11 protein-coding genes are annotated in these 16,783 nt (G+C 40.8%); 4 read left to right on the top strand and 7 right to left on the bottom strand.

Annotation, left to right across the window (positions count from 1 at the left end):
- Positions 1-300: 300 nt before the first annotated feature.
- Entirely contained in the window at positions 301-1,620 is a 1,320-nt protein-coding gene (locus tag PPBDW_RS05425; RefSeq protein ID WP_036793899.1) for a dicarboxylate/amino acid:cation symporter, read from the top strand.
- A 509-nt stretch (positions 1,621-2,129) separates the two neighbouring features.
- Here PPBDW_RS05425 and PPBDW_RS05420 read toward each other — a convergent pair.
- From PPBDW_RS05420 to lrp, 7 genes are all read right to left on the bottom strand, one after another.
- Positions 2,130-2,519, bottom strand: a complete 390-nt coding sequence (locus PPBDW_RS05420; RefSeq protein WP_036793898.1) for a hypothetical protein — start codon at positions 2,517-2,519, stop codon at positions 2,130-2,132.
- Between the two features lie 844 nt (positions 2,520-3,363).
- Entirely contained in the window at positions 3,364-3,507 is a 144-nt protein-coding gene (locus tag PPBDW_RS05415) for a hypothetical protein (RefSeq protein WP_155521673.1), read from the bottom strand.
- A 292-nt stretch (positions 3,508-3,799) separates the two neighbouring features.
- Entirely contained in the window at positions 3,800-5,107 is a 1,308-nt protein-coding gene (gene serS / locus PPBDW_RS05410; RefSeq protein WP_036793897.1) for a serine--tRNA ligase, read from the bottom strand.
- A gap of 126 nt (positions 5,108-5,233) precedes the next feature.
- Positions 5,234-6,574, bottom strand: a complete 1,341-nt coding sequence (locus tag PPBDW_RS05405; protein WP_036793896.1) for a replication-associated recombination protein A — start codon at positions 6,572-6,574, stop codon at positions 5,234-5,236.
- A gap of 73 nt (positions 6,575-6,647) precedes the next feature.
- Complete coding sequence (lolA, locus tag PPBDW_RS05400) at positions 6,648-7,265, bottom strand: outer membrane lipoprotein periplasmic chaperone LolA (RefSeq protein ID WP_036796298.1); 618 nt, start codon at positions 7,263-7,265, stop codon at positions 6,648-6,650.
- 111 nt (positions 7,266-7,376) lie between these two features.
- Positions 7,377-10,541 (bottom strand): DNA translocase FtsK, encoded by a 3,165-nt coding sequence (locus tag PPBDW_RS05395; protein WP_036793895.1) that lies wholly within the window; start codon positions 10,539-10,541, stop codon positions 7,377-7,379.
- A gap of 476 nt (positions 10,542-11,017) precedes the next feature.
- Positions 11,018-11,512, bottom strand: coding sequence for a leucine-responsive transcriptional regulator Lrp (gene lrp / locus PPBDW_RS05390; RefSeq protein ID WP_005368765.1), 495 nt, complete (start codon positions 11,510-11,512; stop codon positions 11,018-11,020).
- Positions 11,513-12,154: 642 nt separating this feature from the next.
- Between lrp and trxB the strand changes: the two genes are divergently transcribed.
- The 3 genes from trxB to cydC all read left to right on the top strand — a co-directional run bounded on the left by trxB (position 12,155) and on the right by cydC (position 16,721).
- The gene (gene trxB, locus PPBDW_RS05385) at positions 12,155-13,117 is read left to right on the top strand and encodes a thioredoxin-disulfide reductase (protein WP_036793894.1); all 963 of its coding nucleotides are present in this window, start codon (positions 12,155-12,157) and stop codon (positions 13,115-13,117) included.
- A 114-nt stretch (positions 13,118-13,231) separates the two neighbouring features.
- Positions 13,232-15,004, top strand: a complete 1,773-nt coding sequence (gene cydD, locus PPBDW_RS05380; RefSeq protein ID WP_036793892.1) for a heme ABC transporter permease/ATP-binding protein CydD — start codon at positions 13,232-13,234, stop codon at positions 15,002-15,004.
- Positions 14,997-16,721 (top strand): heme ABC transporter ATP-binding protein/permease CydC, encoded by a 1,725-nt coding sequence (gene cydC / locus PPBDW_RS05375; RefSeq protein WP_036793891.1) that lies wholly within the window; start codon positions 14,997-14,999, stop codon positions 16,719-16,721. The genes cydD and cydC overlap by 8 nt, the downstream gene beginning before the upstream one ends.
- The last annotated feature ends 62 nt before the right edge of the window (positions 16,722-16,783 follow it).

Genomic DNA, 16,783 nt, shown 5'->3' with positions numbered 1-16,783 from the left:
CGCCCAACAATGTTTATTCCTGACTCATTCATCAAACGATCATTTATCGAAAATTCCGACAATACACCTCGTAAAAATCACAATTAACAAACTATTTATGATTTTAAAACGCATAAAATGTTAATTAACAGTTAAAAATAAACATCCCAAACATGAAATCAGTATAAAATTTGTGAGTTAACTCAAGCTTTAGCCATTAACAATAATTATTACTTCGCATTAACAGACGAATAACTGCTACTCTCCGAATGCACTCTGATTACTGAAGGACAGAGTGAATAAACATAAGGATAAGTTTTGATGACCACAGAAAAGAAAAAAATGTCACTAACTGGCCGAGTCATTCTTGGTATGGTTTTAGGTATTCTGACAGGATTTATGATCCGTTCCCTTTTTGCTGATATTGCTTTTATTCATGACTATATCGTAAATGGCCTGTTTGATGTCGGTGGTAAAATCTTTATTGCCAGCTTAAAAATGTTAGTTGTTCCTCTTGTTTTTGTATCACTAGTTTGTGGTACTAGTTCACTAAAAGATTTAGCAACACTGGGCCGTTTAGGTGGTAAAACTTTAGCTTTTTACCTAACGACCACAGCCTTAGCAATTACCCTTGCGTTAACAATGGCCAATATCTTCCAGCCAGGAACCGGTGCCGATTTAACTGCAGCAACAACCTTTGCATCGAAAGAAGCGCCATCGCTAGGTAGCGTTATTGTTGGCATGTTCCCAACGAACCCAATCAGTGCAATGGCAAGTGGCAATACACTCCAGATTATTGTGTTTGCAGTATTATTTGGTATTGCAATCAGTGCAGCTGGTAAGCCAGGAGAACGTCTAGCTGGAGTATTTGCAGACTTAAATGAAGTGATCATGAAACTGGTGGCTTTATTGATGAACATTGCTCCATACGGTGTGTTCTTCTTGATGGCTAAATTGTTTACAGGTTTAGGCATTGATGCGATCTTTAGTCTCATTAACTACTTCTTAGTACTCGTTGCAGCACTATTAATCCATGCCCTAGTAACCTACAGCGTGATGCTAAAAGCATTTACTGGCCTAAGTCCAATTACATTCCTGAAAAAAATGGAAGACGCGGTGATGTTTGCTTTCTCAACAGCATCGTCAAATGCGACTATTCCTGTAACGATGGAAACAGCAACGAAGCGTTTAGGGGTAAATAATAAAATTGCTTCATTTACGGTACCACTCGGCGCAACCATTAACATGGATGGCACTGCAATTATGCAGGGTGTGGCTACGGTATTTATTGCCCAAGCGTTTAATATTGACCTAACCATGACTGATTACCTCATGGTTATTCTAACTGCGACCTTAGCATCAGTCGGTACTGCGGGTGTTCCTGGCGTTGGTCTCATCATGCTAGCAATGGTACTTAACCAAGTTGGTCTACCCGTTGAAGGTATCGCACTAATCATGGGTGTTGACCGTCTACTTGATATGGTACGTACTGCAGTTAACATTACGGGTGATAGCGTCGTAACCTGTATTGTTGCGAAATCAGAAGGTGAAATGGATGTTGAACGTTTCAACGATCCACTAGCAGCGACAGAAGATGAAGTCGTTCGCTTCCACCCTCTGCCTCAACAACAGAAATCATAACAGCGAGTAAAAACTTGCGAACACAACATAATTCAAGGGCACATCATGTGCCCTTTTTTTGGTTTAGAAAAAAGTATAAATGGACGAGGTATTAGGGACGAGGAACTGCTACTTCCTGATTGATGGTTGTGCTGCTGATATAAAAATACCGCCCCCGATGGGTGGTATTTAACATCACAGGTTTTATGTGATCCGATACGCTGTAACGCCCAGATGAAACAAAGGTCGCCTAAGCGACCTTAACGAACATTATGTTTAATGCGGATTATTTTAATGATCGGCAACTAGGATCAAGCCCCATTAGCCTCAAAATCCAATTAACTAGAAAACCAGCAGCTAACGGCCACCATTGGACTAAAACAATTGCGGTAAGACTAAACCCTATAGATACCAAAGACGATAATAACAATCCTATATGTTTTGAATCTCGATAAGCTTGAAAACCACCTAAAGATAGAAGTATAGAAATACCCGCAAGTGCATATATTATATAATTCACATTCTACCTCTTATACTGGAAGATCGCCTTTCTTACTAAAATATGCCAACTGATTACTAAACAAATCCATTAGTTCAGTATCAATCTCAGCAGCAGCTCCTACCCACATCTTAAATAGACTAAAACCTAAAAGAGTATGATGGTCTCCCTTTTCAGCTAATTTATTCTCCATGTCAGTTAGTTTTCTTATATACAAAACTCGTTCATTTTTTGGTAACTGTTGAAATTCACTTAAACTAGAATATCTTTTCACAAAAATGCTATTAGCAATATTAATTGAATGACCAACAGCCATTTGAACTAAGTCATCAGTAGCCCTCAAAGCTGTAGTGGTAGCCTCAAATTGTTCGCGTAAAATTTTACGATTAGGATCTTCTTTCTTATTAAAAAAACCAAACATATGAATACCTTGTTATTTTCATTAACTATATAGCTATCATTGATTATTTTTTGTGATTTCCTTTAAGAAATTTAGGTAGTCATGCTTAGAATTATATTTTTTATGTATAGAGAGGGGAAATATAAGCCCAAATTAAAGCGACGGGAGTTTCCCATAAACACATTTCTTTGAAAAGAAAATATGCACCTTTATTAATATATGATAACAAAACATAATTAATGAGAGTTGATACTCATCTTTTAGTAAAATAGCCCGTATTTAACAGTATGCATCTAATCCGTACTATACGATCTCTATTTATATAAAAAGTATCGCTTAGGTCTTGTTTTGATAAGTTTTATTCAAAATAATTAATCAAAACATGGTGTGTTTAATTTGTTGCTGATGTTAACAACAATGAAAATACCTAGTTGGCGATGCTTAACGGTCATAAGCCCTAAAATAGATAAAATTAACCCTACAACACGTAGCGAGTAGATTCCCTATCGCGTTCGTAACCTCACTGTAAGGAATGACGGGGGTTGGAGGTTTGGCATTCATGATAGAGAATCGCGATCGTTAGGCTTGGGGCATTTACTTAGCCGAATATCCATCATCTCGGAAGTTGAGGAACGAAGCTATCCGTGATCTACTCACCGCGTGATTGAGCCTAAAAGACACCAGTGAAAATAGAAATTCCACAGTGTGCGGAAAGTAGATTCCCTTTCGCGTCCGTAACCTCACTGTAGGGAATGACTGGTTGAAGGTTAGCATTCACTGGAGGGAATAACTGGAATGGTTGGCGTATTGACGATAAAACAAGACCGCTATAAAGCGGCCTTGTGTGATAGCGAGAAAAGACAGATTAACAACTACAATCTACTTCTTTTTCACCACAATTATCACAAGTTACACATGCGCAGTCTGCTGCTGTTTTATTACAAACAGCACAATTAACACAAGTACATTCATTCTGTGGCAGCGCACAATATTGACATTTCTTATCCATGAAATTCTCCATAAAACCAAGAGTAAATATAACGCCCAATCATTATATAAATAAATGAATAATAGAGATAATACCCACTGTCTCAAAAGTGCTTCACATTGTTAAATAATATTGAATATTTTTAACAAACATTACACAGAACATAATAAACACAACTCATTATCTACCATTTCGAACCTCAACACTCGCTAGCTAAACCCTCGCCTCTTTAAAGCTCTCTACCTTCCACCCATAAAAAAACCCAGCCGATAGACTGGGTTTTTAAACTAACTGCTTATCGCAATATCAGTGATTAACCGATGTGCGTTTCGTTACGCATGTACTTACGTAGTACTTCAGGGATCATAATACGGCCATCTGCTTCTTGGTTATTTTCAAGAATAGCAACCATAGTACGACCAACAGCAAGACCAGAGCCGTTTAGAGTATGTAGTAGCTCAGGCTTCTTCTCACCTTTACGACGGAAACGTGCTTGCATACGACGCGCTTGGAAATCCCACATATTTGAACATGAAGAAATTTCACGGTAAGTTTCTTGAGCAGGAACCCACACTTCTAAGTCGTAAGTTTTGCAAGAACCAAAGCCCATATCGCCAGTACAAAGTACCACTTTACGGTATGGAAGCTCTAGAAGTTGTAGTACTTTCTCAGCGTGACCTGTTAGTTCTTCAAGTGCTGCCATTGAATCTTCTGGGCGCGTGATCTGAACTAGCTCAACTTTGTCGAACTGGTGCATACGAATAAGACCACGAGTATCACGACCGTAAGAACCCGCTTCAGAACGGAAACATGGTGTGTGAGCCGTCATCTTGATTGGCAAATCTGCTTCATCAGTGATGGTATCACGCATCATGTTAGTAACAGGCACTTCTGCTGTTGGAATCAATGAAAGCACACGAGGCTCTTCATCGTTCACTTTTTCAGTTAGCGGCTGAGTGTGGAACAGATCTTCACCAAACTTCGGTAATTGACCAGTGCCAAATAGGCTGTCAGCGTTTACTAGGTACGGTACATACATTTCAGTGTAACCGTGCTCTTCGGTGTGAAGATCTAGCATGAATTGTGCAATTGCGCGGTGTAGACGTGCAAATTGACCTTTCATTACGATGAAACGTGCGCCAGTAATTTTAACCGCACTTGCGAAATCTAGACCACCAGCCATTTCGCCAAGATCAACGTGATCTTTTACTTCAAAGTCGTAAGCTTTTGGCTGACCCCAACGTAAAACTTCCACGTTTTCTGACTCATCTTTACCTGTTGGTACTGACTCATCAGCAATGTTTGGTAGCATTTGAGTGATAGTATCAAGTTGACCTTGAAGCTCAACTAATGCAGTTTTCGCTTCATCAAGCTCAGAACCTAGGTTGCCGACTTCAGCCATAATACGTTCAGCTTCAGCGTGATCACCTTTCGCTTTTGCCTGACCAATCGACTTCGATCGCGAGTTACGCTGTGCTTGTAGCTCTTCTGTTTTTACTTGAAGAGATTTACGTTGCTCTTCTAAGTTGCGTAAAGTTTCTACATCAAGGTTAAAACCACGACGCGCGAGTTTTGCAGCTGTTTCATCCAGCTCAGTTCGAAGTAATTTAGAATCTAGCATGCTAATCCTGTGCTCTTAATAGTCTGAAATGCACGTTATTTAGGCATTTCTTATTAAAATAGTTGTAGTTGGGAGGCAATAATAACGAATTGTTGCCAATCACTTAACGATACCCAAAAAGCCTTATTATTGGTAGCGCTTTAGCGGGCTTTTTGCATCTAAAGAAGCCAGATAATCCAACTTTTCTGATATTTTTATCTCTAAGCCCCGTTTTGATGGCTGATAATAAACGCGATCACGAATTTCACGCGGTAAATACACCTCACCGGGAGCATAAGCACCTGGTTCATCATGAGCATAACGATAACCGTCGCCATAACCTAACTCTTTCATTAGTTTGGTCGGTGCATTACGCAAGTGCGGCGGAACTTCAAAATCAGGAAATTCACGTGCATCGGCTTTAGCTAGATTAAACGCCACATACACAGCATTACTTTTAGCAGCACACGCTAAATAGACTATCGCTTGAGCAATAGCACGTTCACCTTCATACGCACCCACACGGGTATAACAATCCCATGCTGACACCGCAACTTGCATCGCTCGTGGATCAGCATTACCAATATCTTCTGAAGCTATCGCTAATAATCGGCGGGCAATATAAAGTGGATCACACCCAGCTTGGAGCATACGTGCAAACCAATACAAAGCACCATCTGGATTTGAACCACGAATAGACTTATGTACTGCTGAGATCATGTCGTACCAAAGATCACCTTTGTTATCAAAACGAGCAACCTTCTCACCGGTGACTTCCGCTAATAATTCAACTGTGATTTGTTTGATACCTTGATCATCTTCTTCAGCCATATCAATCAGCTGTTCGAGATAATTAAGTGACATCCGCGCATCACCACGCACAAACTCGGCTAACTGCTGTTTCACTTCATCAACAAATACAAAGTTGGTTTCGTTAATACCGCGTTCTTTATCTGTTAGAGCTTGATCTATCACTTCAAGAATTTCATCATCCTCAAGTGATTTTAATTTATATACTCGTGCTCGTGATAATAGTGCGTTATTAAGCTCAAACGACGGATTTTCAGTGGTTGCCCCAATAAAAGTTACCGTACCATCTTCAATATGCGGCAAAAAAGCATCTTGCTGACTTTTATTAAATCGATGGACCTCATCGACAAATAAAATAGTCCTTCTGCCAGCCATTTTATTATCACGCGCTTTATCTATCGCCGCTCGAATATCTTTAATACCTGAAGTTACTGCTGATACACGCTCAACTTCAGCATTAGCATAATTAGCGGCGACTTCGGCTAAGGTTGTTTTTCCGGTACCAGGAGGGCCCCACAGAATCATCGAGTGCAGTTGACCGGCTTTTAATGCTCGACGTAGTGGCTTACCTTCACCAAGAATATGTTGTTGACCAATGTATTCCTCTACCGTACGTGGCCGCATTCTTGCCGCCAATGGTCTAAAATCCGAGGAAAAATCTAGGCTGAAATTATTCAATATAATGACTCCCCTAAGACAGAAAAAGGTGGCTTATTCGCCACCTTTTCATGAAAATAAAATAGAATAACAATTAGTTACGTTGGTCATCTAACTCCACACCTTTAGGCGGTGTAAAGGTAAATAAACTCGCAGCTGGTGTAGTACGTTTAAAATCACTTAATACGTATTTACTGCGTTGACCATCGGTTTCAATCACCGAGAAATTACGTACAGCACCCGCTTTAGATACTGTTACAACAAACTTATCCATCGATGACGTTTTATCTTTTGGTGTTAGCGTAAACGTATCGGCTAATTGAGCAACATTATACTTCGACCAATCGCTAGCACTATTGCGAGTTAATAATACAAATGGCGTTTGTTCAGTCGCATCTTTCAGCCACATTGCGGTCACTTGTTCAACAAAAGGACTGTAATACCATACAGTTTTGCCATCTGAAACCAATAGGCTTTCATCTGGTGTTGCTGTTTTCCAGCGGAATAAGTTAGGGCGTTTAATCGATAAATCACCAGTACCATTCACTAAAACTTCACCATCTGGACTGGTGACTTTTTGAGTAAAGTTAGCGCTAAATGCATTCACTTTATCGAGACGACTGCTTAATGCTTGTTGCGGCGTTGCAGCCCATGCACTTGACGCTACCAACATTGGAGCGGCAACCAACATGCTCATCACTAGTTTCTTCATCATATTCGCTAACCTCTTTGGTATTAAACTGCTGTGACAATCACTACCACAGCAGTTTTTAGTTTCACTTTAGCGTTTCATAGCAAGTGAGTCGTTATTTATTGCTATTTATTAATCATGATTTTGTACAGGTGGTGGTGCTAATACTTCACGATTAGCATTGTGTCCTGGGGCACTCACAATGCCATGCGCTTGCAATTGATCCACAATACGCGCAGCACGGTTATAGCCAATCTTAAAGCGACGTTGTACGCCAGAAATAGAAGCACGACGCGTTTCTGCCACAAAGGCTGCAACTTCATCAAATAACTGGTCTAAATCATCATCACCTGCTGGTGCTTCACCAGGTAGCAAGCTATCTGCACCTTGATCGGTATTAAGAATGCTGTCTATATATTGTGGTCTACCACGCGCTTTCCAATCATTAACCACATTATGAACGTCATCATCTGAGGCAAATGCGCCATGCACACGAATAGTATGACTTTGACCTGATGGTAAGTACAACATATCACCCATACCTAATAACGTTTCAGCACCACCTTGATCCAGAATAGTCCGTGAATCTGTTTTGGTAGATACCGTAAATGCCATACGAGTAGGAATATTAGCTTTAATTAAACCAGTGATAACATCAACCGAAGGACGCTGAGTTGCTAATACTAAGTGAATACCTGCAGCACGCGCTTTTTGAGCCAAACGGGCAATCAGTTCTTCCACTTTTTTACCAACGACCATCATCAAGTCAGCAAATTCATCGACAATAACCACAATACTTGGCATTTTTTCCAATAATGGTGGGTATTCATCCATGGTATCGCCTGGTTTCCACAATGGATCGTGGATAGGATGACCCGCATCTGCTGCTTCTTTAAGTTTAGCGTTATAACCTGCAAGGTTACGTACACCACAAGCGGCTAACACTTTATAACGACGTTCCATTTCTCCAACACACCAACGCAATGCATTACCTGCGTCTTTCATGTCAGTAACAACTTCTGTTAATAGGTGCGGAATACCTTCATAAATCGATAATTCCAACATCTTTGGATCGATCATAATAAAACGACAATCTTCAGGTTTACACTTATACAGTAAACTTAAAATCATCACGTTAACACCAACAGATTTACCTGAACCAGTAGTACCTGCGACTAATAAATGCGGCATCTTACTCAGATCAGCGACCACTGCATCACCGGCGATATCATTACCAAGCACGATAGGTAACGCTCCACCGACATTTTGGAATTGTTCACTGGCAACCACTTCAGACATATATACTGTTTCGCGGCTTTTATTCGGCAGTTCTAAACCAATATATGGTTTACCCGGAATCACTTCCACGACACGAACAGATGTCGTTGATAACGCACGTGCTAAGTCTTTTGATAGCCCTGAAATACGGCTTACTTTCACTCCAGGTGCTAAATCTAATTCATAACGGGTGATAACAGGCCCTGGATAAATGCCTTTAACTTGTACTTTAATTTTATAATCTGCAAGTTTTGACTCAATCAAAGCGGCAGTTGCTTGTAACTCTTCATCAGATGCCTTTTCAACCGTTTTACGCGCTGGCTGTAATAGATCTAATGTTGGCATAGGTGATGTCGGCACTGGAAGATCAGGCTCTTTCTGCATTAAGAACGGATTATCTAACCCTGCAAGGTGTGCTTGTTCTTTTTGCTTATCACGAATACGTTTTAAAAATATTTCATCATCAGTTAAGCCATCTTCTGAGCTATCAACTTCCGCGGCAGGCGTAACTGCTGCTGCATATGATTGTGGCATCTCAGGCTGTTGGCTTACTGCAGCATCAATCACCGTCTGTGTTTGTTGATCAACAGCAACAGTAAAATCTTCATTTTTTTCAAGCTCACGCTCAAGCGCTGAAACAGACAAGCCCTGCATAGCCGCTGTAGGTTCAGCAGAATAAGAGTGCGACTCTTGTTGCGGTTGAGCATGTTCAACAGGTGCTACGTACGATTGAGACTCTACTTGCGGTGCAACATGTTCAACTGGTGCGACATACGGTTGAGGCTCTACTTGTGGCGCAACATGTTCAACTGGTGCTACATACAGTTGAGGCTCTACTTGTGGCGCAACATGTTCAACCGGTGATACATACGGTTGAGACTCTACTTGCGGCGTAACTTGTTCAACAGGTGCGACATACGGTTGAGACTCTACTTGCGGTGCAACATGTTCAACAGGTGCTACATACGGTTGAGGCTCTACTTGTGGCGCAACATGTTCAACAGGTGCTACATACGGTTGAGGATCTACTTGCGGCGCAACATGTTCAATCGGTGCTACATATGGTTGAGGCTCTACTTGCGGTGTAACATGTTCAACAGGTGCTACATACGGTTGAGGCTCTACTTGCGGCGCAACATGTTCAACCGGTGCGACATATGGTTGAGGTTCAACTGGTAATGAAGTTGCGGTATCCATTAATGGATCAATAGTCGCTGCAGTTGAAGCTGAACGAATAATCGGTGTTGAATTTGCTGCTGTATAAACTGGATCTTTACGTTCAAACGCGGGTGTATGCGACCGTTCTAAATGTGAGGAATCTTTATAAGATGATAGTAACAAATCATCTTGATCATCATTATGAAGATGTTCAGCATAAGGCATATCAGATTCAGCAACGATCTCAGTAGCAAATGGACGCATGATTTCGTGTTTATCTGAACGCAGTTTATTTAATATCCAGGTCAAACTTGATAAGGTTTTTTCACCTAATTTATCGACAATCGTTGCCCATGAAACACCAGTAAATAGTGTAAAACCAATCGCCCATGAGAACATGAGTAGCAACGTTGCGCCTAATACATTCAGCAGTGGTAACGCTATATTAGCAACAACATCACCAATCACACCACCAGAAGAGAAATACCAAATATCATCAAAGTTAAGATCAGCCAAACCGCAGCTACTTAGAATTAATAACATTAATCCCAACCAACGCGTGCCGTAAACCATATAATCCAGTGACAGTATCTTTGATCGGCGATGATAAATAAACCAACCTAATGACACTAAAATAACCGGAATGATGTAAGCCAGTGACCCAAAAATAAAGAACAGAGTATCTGCCACCAAAGCGCCAAATGAGCCCGCTTTATTCTGAACAACACCTTCCCAGGCGGTCTGCGACCAAGATGGATCGGCAGGATTAAATGTGACTAGCGCAACCATCATATAAATGGCAACTAAAATACTGATGATCAAAAAACCTTCAATAATGCGTTGCCCACCTGATAAACGCATTTTGGGCAGTTTTTTACCTTTAAACTTCCTCAAGAATAACTCCGGTGTTTCTATCAAATTCGAATATTTTACCAAAATGCTGATATTTTCAGCGACCAAAGCTAATACTTTGCTGCTAATAGCAACGCAGCATCAAATACCAAGCGATATCGTTGGCAAACTCACAAATATAAAGTAAATGTCTTAATGCCATCATTCTATACTAAAAGACCACATTGTCTGTGTTCGTCGCCCTTTAAAACAAAAATTTTTTTAATGGTAAGCAATAAAAGCTAACTATCTCAAACGGCTAGTCATTACTTATTTTAGACGTTCAGTTATGAAATAAATTCATCATTATGTCAATTCATGAACTCATTTGAGTGATTAAGCAGCAATTATCAATTTTACAGTACATAAACAAATACACCCTGAATAACAATAACGTCATTCAGGGTGTATATTTTACAATTCTACATCGATTAAGACGTGAATCTTTATCGAGTCTTGATAACCAAGTTATTGCTTTGCTTAACTTCTTCCATAACAACATAGGTCCGAGTATCATTAACACCCGGAAGACGTAGTAAAGTTTCGCCAAGCAATTTACGATAAGCTGACATATCTGATACGCGTGTTTTCAATAAGTAATCAAAATCACCAGAAACTAAGTGACACTCTTGAATGTCTTCTAATTCTTGTACTGACTTATTAAACTGCTCAAAAACATCAGGGGCGCCACGGTTCAACGTGATCTCAACAAATACTAATAATGAGGCATCAAGAAACTGTGGATTCAATAGTGCTGTATAACCACTAATATAGCCTTGGCGCTCTAAACGACGTACACGTTCTAGACACGGTGTTGGCGATAAACCAACGCGCTTTGAAAGCTCTACGTTTGAAATTCGACCATCTTTTTGAAGTTCATTCAAAATATTACGGTCAATGCGATCCAATTCCTTGGATGGTTTCTTTTTGGTATCTACCATTTTTTATTCCACCTTCTCACTTCCTTGCAAAAAAATATACTACATCTTATCTATTTTTAGAATCAAATACTCTAATAGTCAAACAATCAGTGATAAAGATCAGACGATAATGCTATTTATTCTCAAAAATTGTTTGATTCTATTTCAGAACAGTGACAATTATTACACTCAAATATCCGATGATTGTCCTAAAAGCAGTCAATCAAAAACAAATATTTAACTATTTGTACCAAAACAAAGCGGATTATCAAAGTAAATTAATCACATCAACACAAATATATTAACACAATTTAACAAACTCGCATTTTTGGTATATCAACCGGTTAAACCCATCGCCATCCCCCCGTTATCCGCAAAATTAAAATGAGACTTATTAGGTGTTTTTCTTGATGAAGCTTGTGCTAGATCAAAAAAACACGATCTGACTTTTCACTTTTAGCGCTTCAAAAAAAACCACTGCTACGGTACTTTTGTGATCAATGTAACATCTATCGTTTAATGCCATTCAAGCGCTATTAAACCTTTGTTGGTCAGATTCAACAGCGCTAACAAATTATTGATTGTCTTACATCCTCTTCCTTTACGACTGCAATTTACCTACAATCAGTCTTCCATAATAATAATATTCAGCCTGGAGAAAAAATGAGTAACGTAAAACATTGTGAACTACTCATCCTTGGTTCTGGACCTGCAGGTTACACCGCGGCTGTTTATGCTGCGCGTGCAAACCTCTCACCAGTAATGATCACTGGTATGCAGCAAGGTGGTCAACTTACCACTACCACAGAAATTGAAAATTGGCCGGGCGATGCAGATGAGCTAACAGGCCCTGCATTAATGGATCGCATGAAGGCGCATGCAGAAAAGTTTGATACTGAAATTATCACGGACTTCATTAGCGAAACTGATTTCAGCCAACGCCCATTCCGTCTTAAAGGTGAAAATCACGAATACACTTGTGATGCGCTGATTATCTCAACTGGAGCGTCTGCTAAATATATTGGCTTAGACTCTGAAGAAGCGTTTAAAGGCCGTGGCGTATCAGCTTGTGCTACTTGTGACGGTTTCTTCTATCGAAACCAAAAAGTAGCGGTTATTGGTGGCGGTAATACCGCTGTTGAAGAAGCGCTATATCTGTCAAATATCGCAGCTGAAGTACACCTTGTTCACCGTCGTGACAGTTTCCGTTCAGAGAAGATTTTAATCAATCGCCTGATGGATAAAGTGGCAAATGGCAACATTATTTTGCACACTGATCGTACTCTTGATGAAGTATTAGGTGATGAAATGGGCGTAACGGGTTTACGTCTTAAAGATACTCAATCAGATGCTACTGAAGAACTTGAAGTGATGGGCGTATTTATTGCTATTGGTCACCAACCAAATACAGCAATATTCAACGGTCAACTTGATATGGAAAATGGCTATATTAAAGTCCAATCAGGCATTCACGGCAATGCAACTCAAACCAGTGTTGAGGGTGTTTTTGCCGCTGGTGATGTTATGGATCATACTTATCGTCAAGCCATCACTTCTGCAGGAACAGGTTGCATGGCAGCACTCGATGCAGAACGTTATTTAGATGCATTAGCAGATCAAAAATAAATAACATAAAGCTACTGTTTAGGCAGTGGCTTTTTTTCCTTACAGCAATGTGAATCTCAACCATAAAGCTGTAAGAGCGACTCACCATAAATACCGTAATGAAACCTTATTTATATGGATAAAGAATTACAACGCGATTTGACCAAATGGTTAAAATCTCAGAGTAAACTCGCCAAACGCTGGATGATGTTCAGTATTGGTTTAGGATTTATTTCTGGATTATTGCTTATCGGGCAAGCGGCTTTATTAGCCAATATTCTGCACCAACTGATCATCGAGCACACCGATAAATACCAACTCGTAAATCAGTTTGTTGGCCTCATTGTTATTATTGGTTTACGTGCATTATGTAGCTGGGGGCGAGAAGTTTGCGGCTATCGTTGCGGTGAACAAATTCGACTCCACATTCGCCAATTAATACTCAACCGCTTACAAAACCTTGGTCCGGCCTATATTAAAGGCAAACCAGCGGGTGTATGGGCAAGTTTAGTGCTTGAACAAGTGGAAGAAATGCAGGATTTCTTTGCTCGTTACTTACCACAAATGTCACTCGCGGTGTTAATTCCGGTGGTTATTTTAGTGGTGGTATTCCCACTTAACTGGGCCGCAGGCCTAATATTCCTGATCACTGCCCCTTTAGTTCCCTTTTTTATGGCGTTAGTTGGTTTAGGTGCTGCTGATGCTAACCGTCGTAACTTTAAGGCCTTACAACGTTTATCTGGTCACTTTTATGACCGTTTGCAAGGTTTATCAACCCTACGCTTATTCAATCGTGTTGATGCTGAAGCTGAAAACCTCGATGCCGCTTCACATGTTTTACGTAAGCGCACCATGGAAGTACTACGCTTAGCCTTTTTATCATCGGCAGTATTAGAATTCTTCTCCGCAATTTCGGTTGCGATTGTTGCGGTCTATTTTGGTTTCGCATTCATTGGCGAACTCAACTTTGGTAACTACGGTGTACCTGTTTCGCTATTTACAGGTTTATTTGTATTAGTACTTGCACCTGAGTTTTATCAACCATTGCGAGATCTTGGTACTTTCTACCATGCAAAAGCCCAAGCCATTGGTGCCGCTGAGTCGATTGTTGAGTTCTTAAACATTGAAGCAGATGAGATGAGTAGTGGCGAAAAGCCGTTACCTACCCCTAATGCGATTCACATTACCGTTACTGATCTCGAAGTCCTTAGTCCTGAAGGGCAAGTGTTAGCTGGACCATTAAGCTTTACCATTAACACCAATGAACATGTGGCGTTAATCGGTCCTAGTGGTGCAGGTAAAACCAGTTTACTCAATGCCCTACTCGGATTTTTACCCTACCGCGGTAGTATTAAAATTAACGATGTTGAACTCAATGAACTTAAACATGATCAATGGCGACAAGCAATCAGTTGGGTCGGTCAAAATCCGTTATTAGTCCATGGTACGGTGCGCGATAACATTACGCTCGGAAACCCAAGTGCCAGTAATAATGATGTCGATCAAGTCGCTCGCCAAGCTTATGCAGATGAATTTATTCAACGTCTTGAGAAAGGCTATGAGCATCATGTCGGTGATCGCTCTGGTGGTTTATCCGTTGGCCAAGCACAACGTATTGCTGTTGCTCGTGCAATGCTACAAAACGGGGCTTTTTGGCTGCTCGATGAACCTACCGCTAGCCTTGATGCTAACAGTGAACGCTTAGTACTTGAAAGTTTAGCTCAAGCTGTCACTAACCGTACCACATTAATGGTTAGCCACCGCCTTGATCAACTGCATGCGATGCATCGTATTTTGGTTATGGATAACGGTAAATTAGTCCAGAACGGTAACTTTGAGACTATTAGTCATCAAGGTTTACTCGCTGATATGCTCACTCATACTGATAAGAGGGATCTCGATGCGTGATTTAATCCCTTACCTTAAACTCTACCGTAAGCACTGGTTCGGTTTAACCTTAGGCATGATTTTAGGTTTATTAACACTATTGTCTGCGATTAGCCTACTGACCTTATCCGGTTGGTTTATTGCCGCTTCTGCGGTTGCAGGCCTCAGTGTTATTACTCGTCAAACCTTTAATTACATGTTACCTGGCGCAGGTGTACGTGGCTTTTCAATGTCACGAACAGCTGGGCGTTGGGGTGAGCGGGTGGTTAGCCACAATGCCACCTTTAAGCTACTGGCTGATTTACGATTATTCTTTTTCCGTAAGCTAACACCGTTAATTCCTGGCCGCCATGCTAATTTACGTGATGCCGATTTACTCAATCGCTTAGTCGCTGATGTTGATGCGATGGATCATATTTATTTACGTTTAGTCAGCCCGCTGGTGATCGGTATCTTAGGCATTACCATTGTCACCGGTTTTCTGGCTTGGTTTGATCCCACGATTGGTTTTACCCTTGGTGGCATTTTACTGGCGTTAATGATTATCTTGCCGATTGTGTTTTACCGTTTAGGTAAGCGCAATGGTGAAACACTTACGCACGCTAAAGCCAACTACCGTATCACGCTGTTAGACTGGATTCAGGGACACGCTGAATTATTACTGTTTAATGCCGAACAACGTTACCGTCAACAAGCTGAAGCAGAGCAAGATAAACTGCTTGATGCGCAGCGGAAAATGGCGAGCTTAACCGGTATTGCTAATGGTCTATTAATGGCAGCAACAGGCTGGACATTAGTACTGATTATGTGGATTGCAGCCAACGGTATTGCGGGTAACGCACCCGATCCTTTCGTGGCAATGGTCGCATTTACCACAATGGCTAGTTTTGAAATGATGATGCCAGTAGCCGGTGCTTTCCAATACTTAGGTCAAACATTATCGTCAGCAAAACGTCTTAATGAAATTATTGACGCAACCCCTGACACGGTATTCGATCCTAACGGTCATACCGCGGTTGCTAACGGTGATATTAGCCTTAATGATATTAGCTACACCTATTATGGCAGTGATCAACCGGTTGTTAAGCACTTATCGCTTGAGATTAAACGCGGTGAAAAGCTAGCGCTACTTGGCCGTACTGGCTGTGGTAAATCAACGTTACTGCAATTACTAACACGTAGCTGGGATCCTCAACAAGGCCAAATCCTACTTGACGGGGTTGATCTTACTCGTTGGAGTGAACCCGCACTGCGTAAGGCCATTACCGTTGTAAGCCAACGGGTTGATGTCTTTAATGGCTCATTACGTGAGAATTTAATTTTGGCTAAAGCTGATGCTAGCGATGAACAATTAGTCGCAGCACTGGATAAAGTGGGTCTTAAGAGCTTACTTGATGATAAAGGCTTAGATACTTGGCTTGGTGATGGTGGTCGTCATATTTCTGGTGGTGAGCGTCGCCGTATTGGTATCGCTCGTGCCCTACTTCATGACGCACCGATTCTATTATTAGATGAACCAACTGAAGGGCTTGATCGTCGAACTGAACAGCAAATACTGAACTTATTACTTAAGTTTGCCAAAAATAAAACGGTGTTATTTATTACTCACCGTCTTGTTGGTCTCGATAGTATGGATCAAATTTGCTTAATGGATGAAGGTGAGATCATTGAACGTGGCCAGCACCAACAATTGTTAGCACAAAATGGTCGATACGCTGAATTATGTCGTCGCATTTAACGACAGATTAATTCACTAACACAAGTATAACGCCAATAATCAGTTGTGATTATTGGCGTTTT

Source organism: Photobacterium kishitanii (assembly GCF_000613045.3).
Classification (GTDB): Bacteria; Pseudomonadota; Gammaproteobacteria; order Enterobacterales; family Vibrionaceae; genus Photobacterium; species Photobacterium kishitanii.
The sequence above is the reverse complement of the archived record's forward strand: the minus strand, read 5'-3'. Positions and strand labels throughout refer to the sequence as shown.

Coding starts and splice junctions, on each gene's coding strand:
- PPBDW_RS05425 (WP_036793899.1), top strand. CDS start 301: ATGACCACAGAAAAGAAAAAAATGTCACTAACTGGCCGAGTCATTCTT.
- PPBDW_RS05420 (WP_036793898.1), bottom strand. CDS start 2,519: ATGTTTGGTTTTTTTAATAAGAAAGAAGATCCTAATCGTAAAATTTTA.
- PPBDW_RS05415 (WP_155521673.1), bottom strand. CDS start 3,507: ATGGATAAGAAATGTCAATATTGTGCGCTGCCACAGAATGAATGTACT.
- serS (WP_036793897.1), bottom strand. CDS start 5,107: ATGCTAGATTCTAAATTACTTCGAACTGAGCTGGATGAAACAGCTGCA.
- lolA (WP_036796298.1), bottom strand. CDS start 7,265: ATGAAGAAACTAGTGATGAGCATGTTGGTTGCCGCTCCAATGTTGGTA.
- PPBDW_RS05395 (WP_036793895.1), bottom strand. CDS start 10,541: ATGCGTTTATCAGGTGGGCAACGCATTATTGAAGGTTTTTTGATCATC.
- lrp (WP_005368765.1), bottom strand. CDS start 11,512: ATGGTAGATACCAAAAAGAAACCATCCAAGGAATTGGATCGCATTGAC.
- trxB (WP_036793894.1), top strand. CDS start 12,155: ATGAGTAACGTAAAACATTGTGAACTACTCATCCTTGGTTCTGGACCT.
- cydD (WP_036793892.1), top strand. CDS start 13,232: ATGGATAAAGAATTACAACGCGATTTGACCAAATGGTTAAAATCTCAG.
- cydC (WP_036793891.1), top strand. CDS start 14,997: ATGCGTGATTTAATCCCTTACCTTAAACTCTACCGTAAGCACTGGTTC.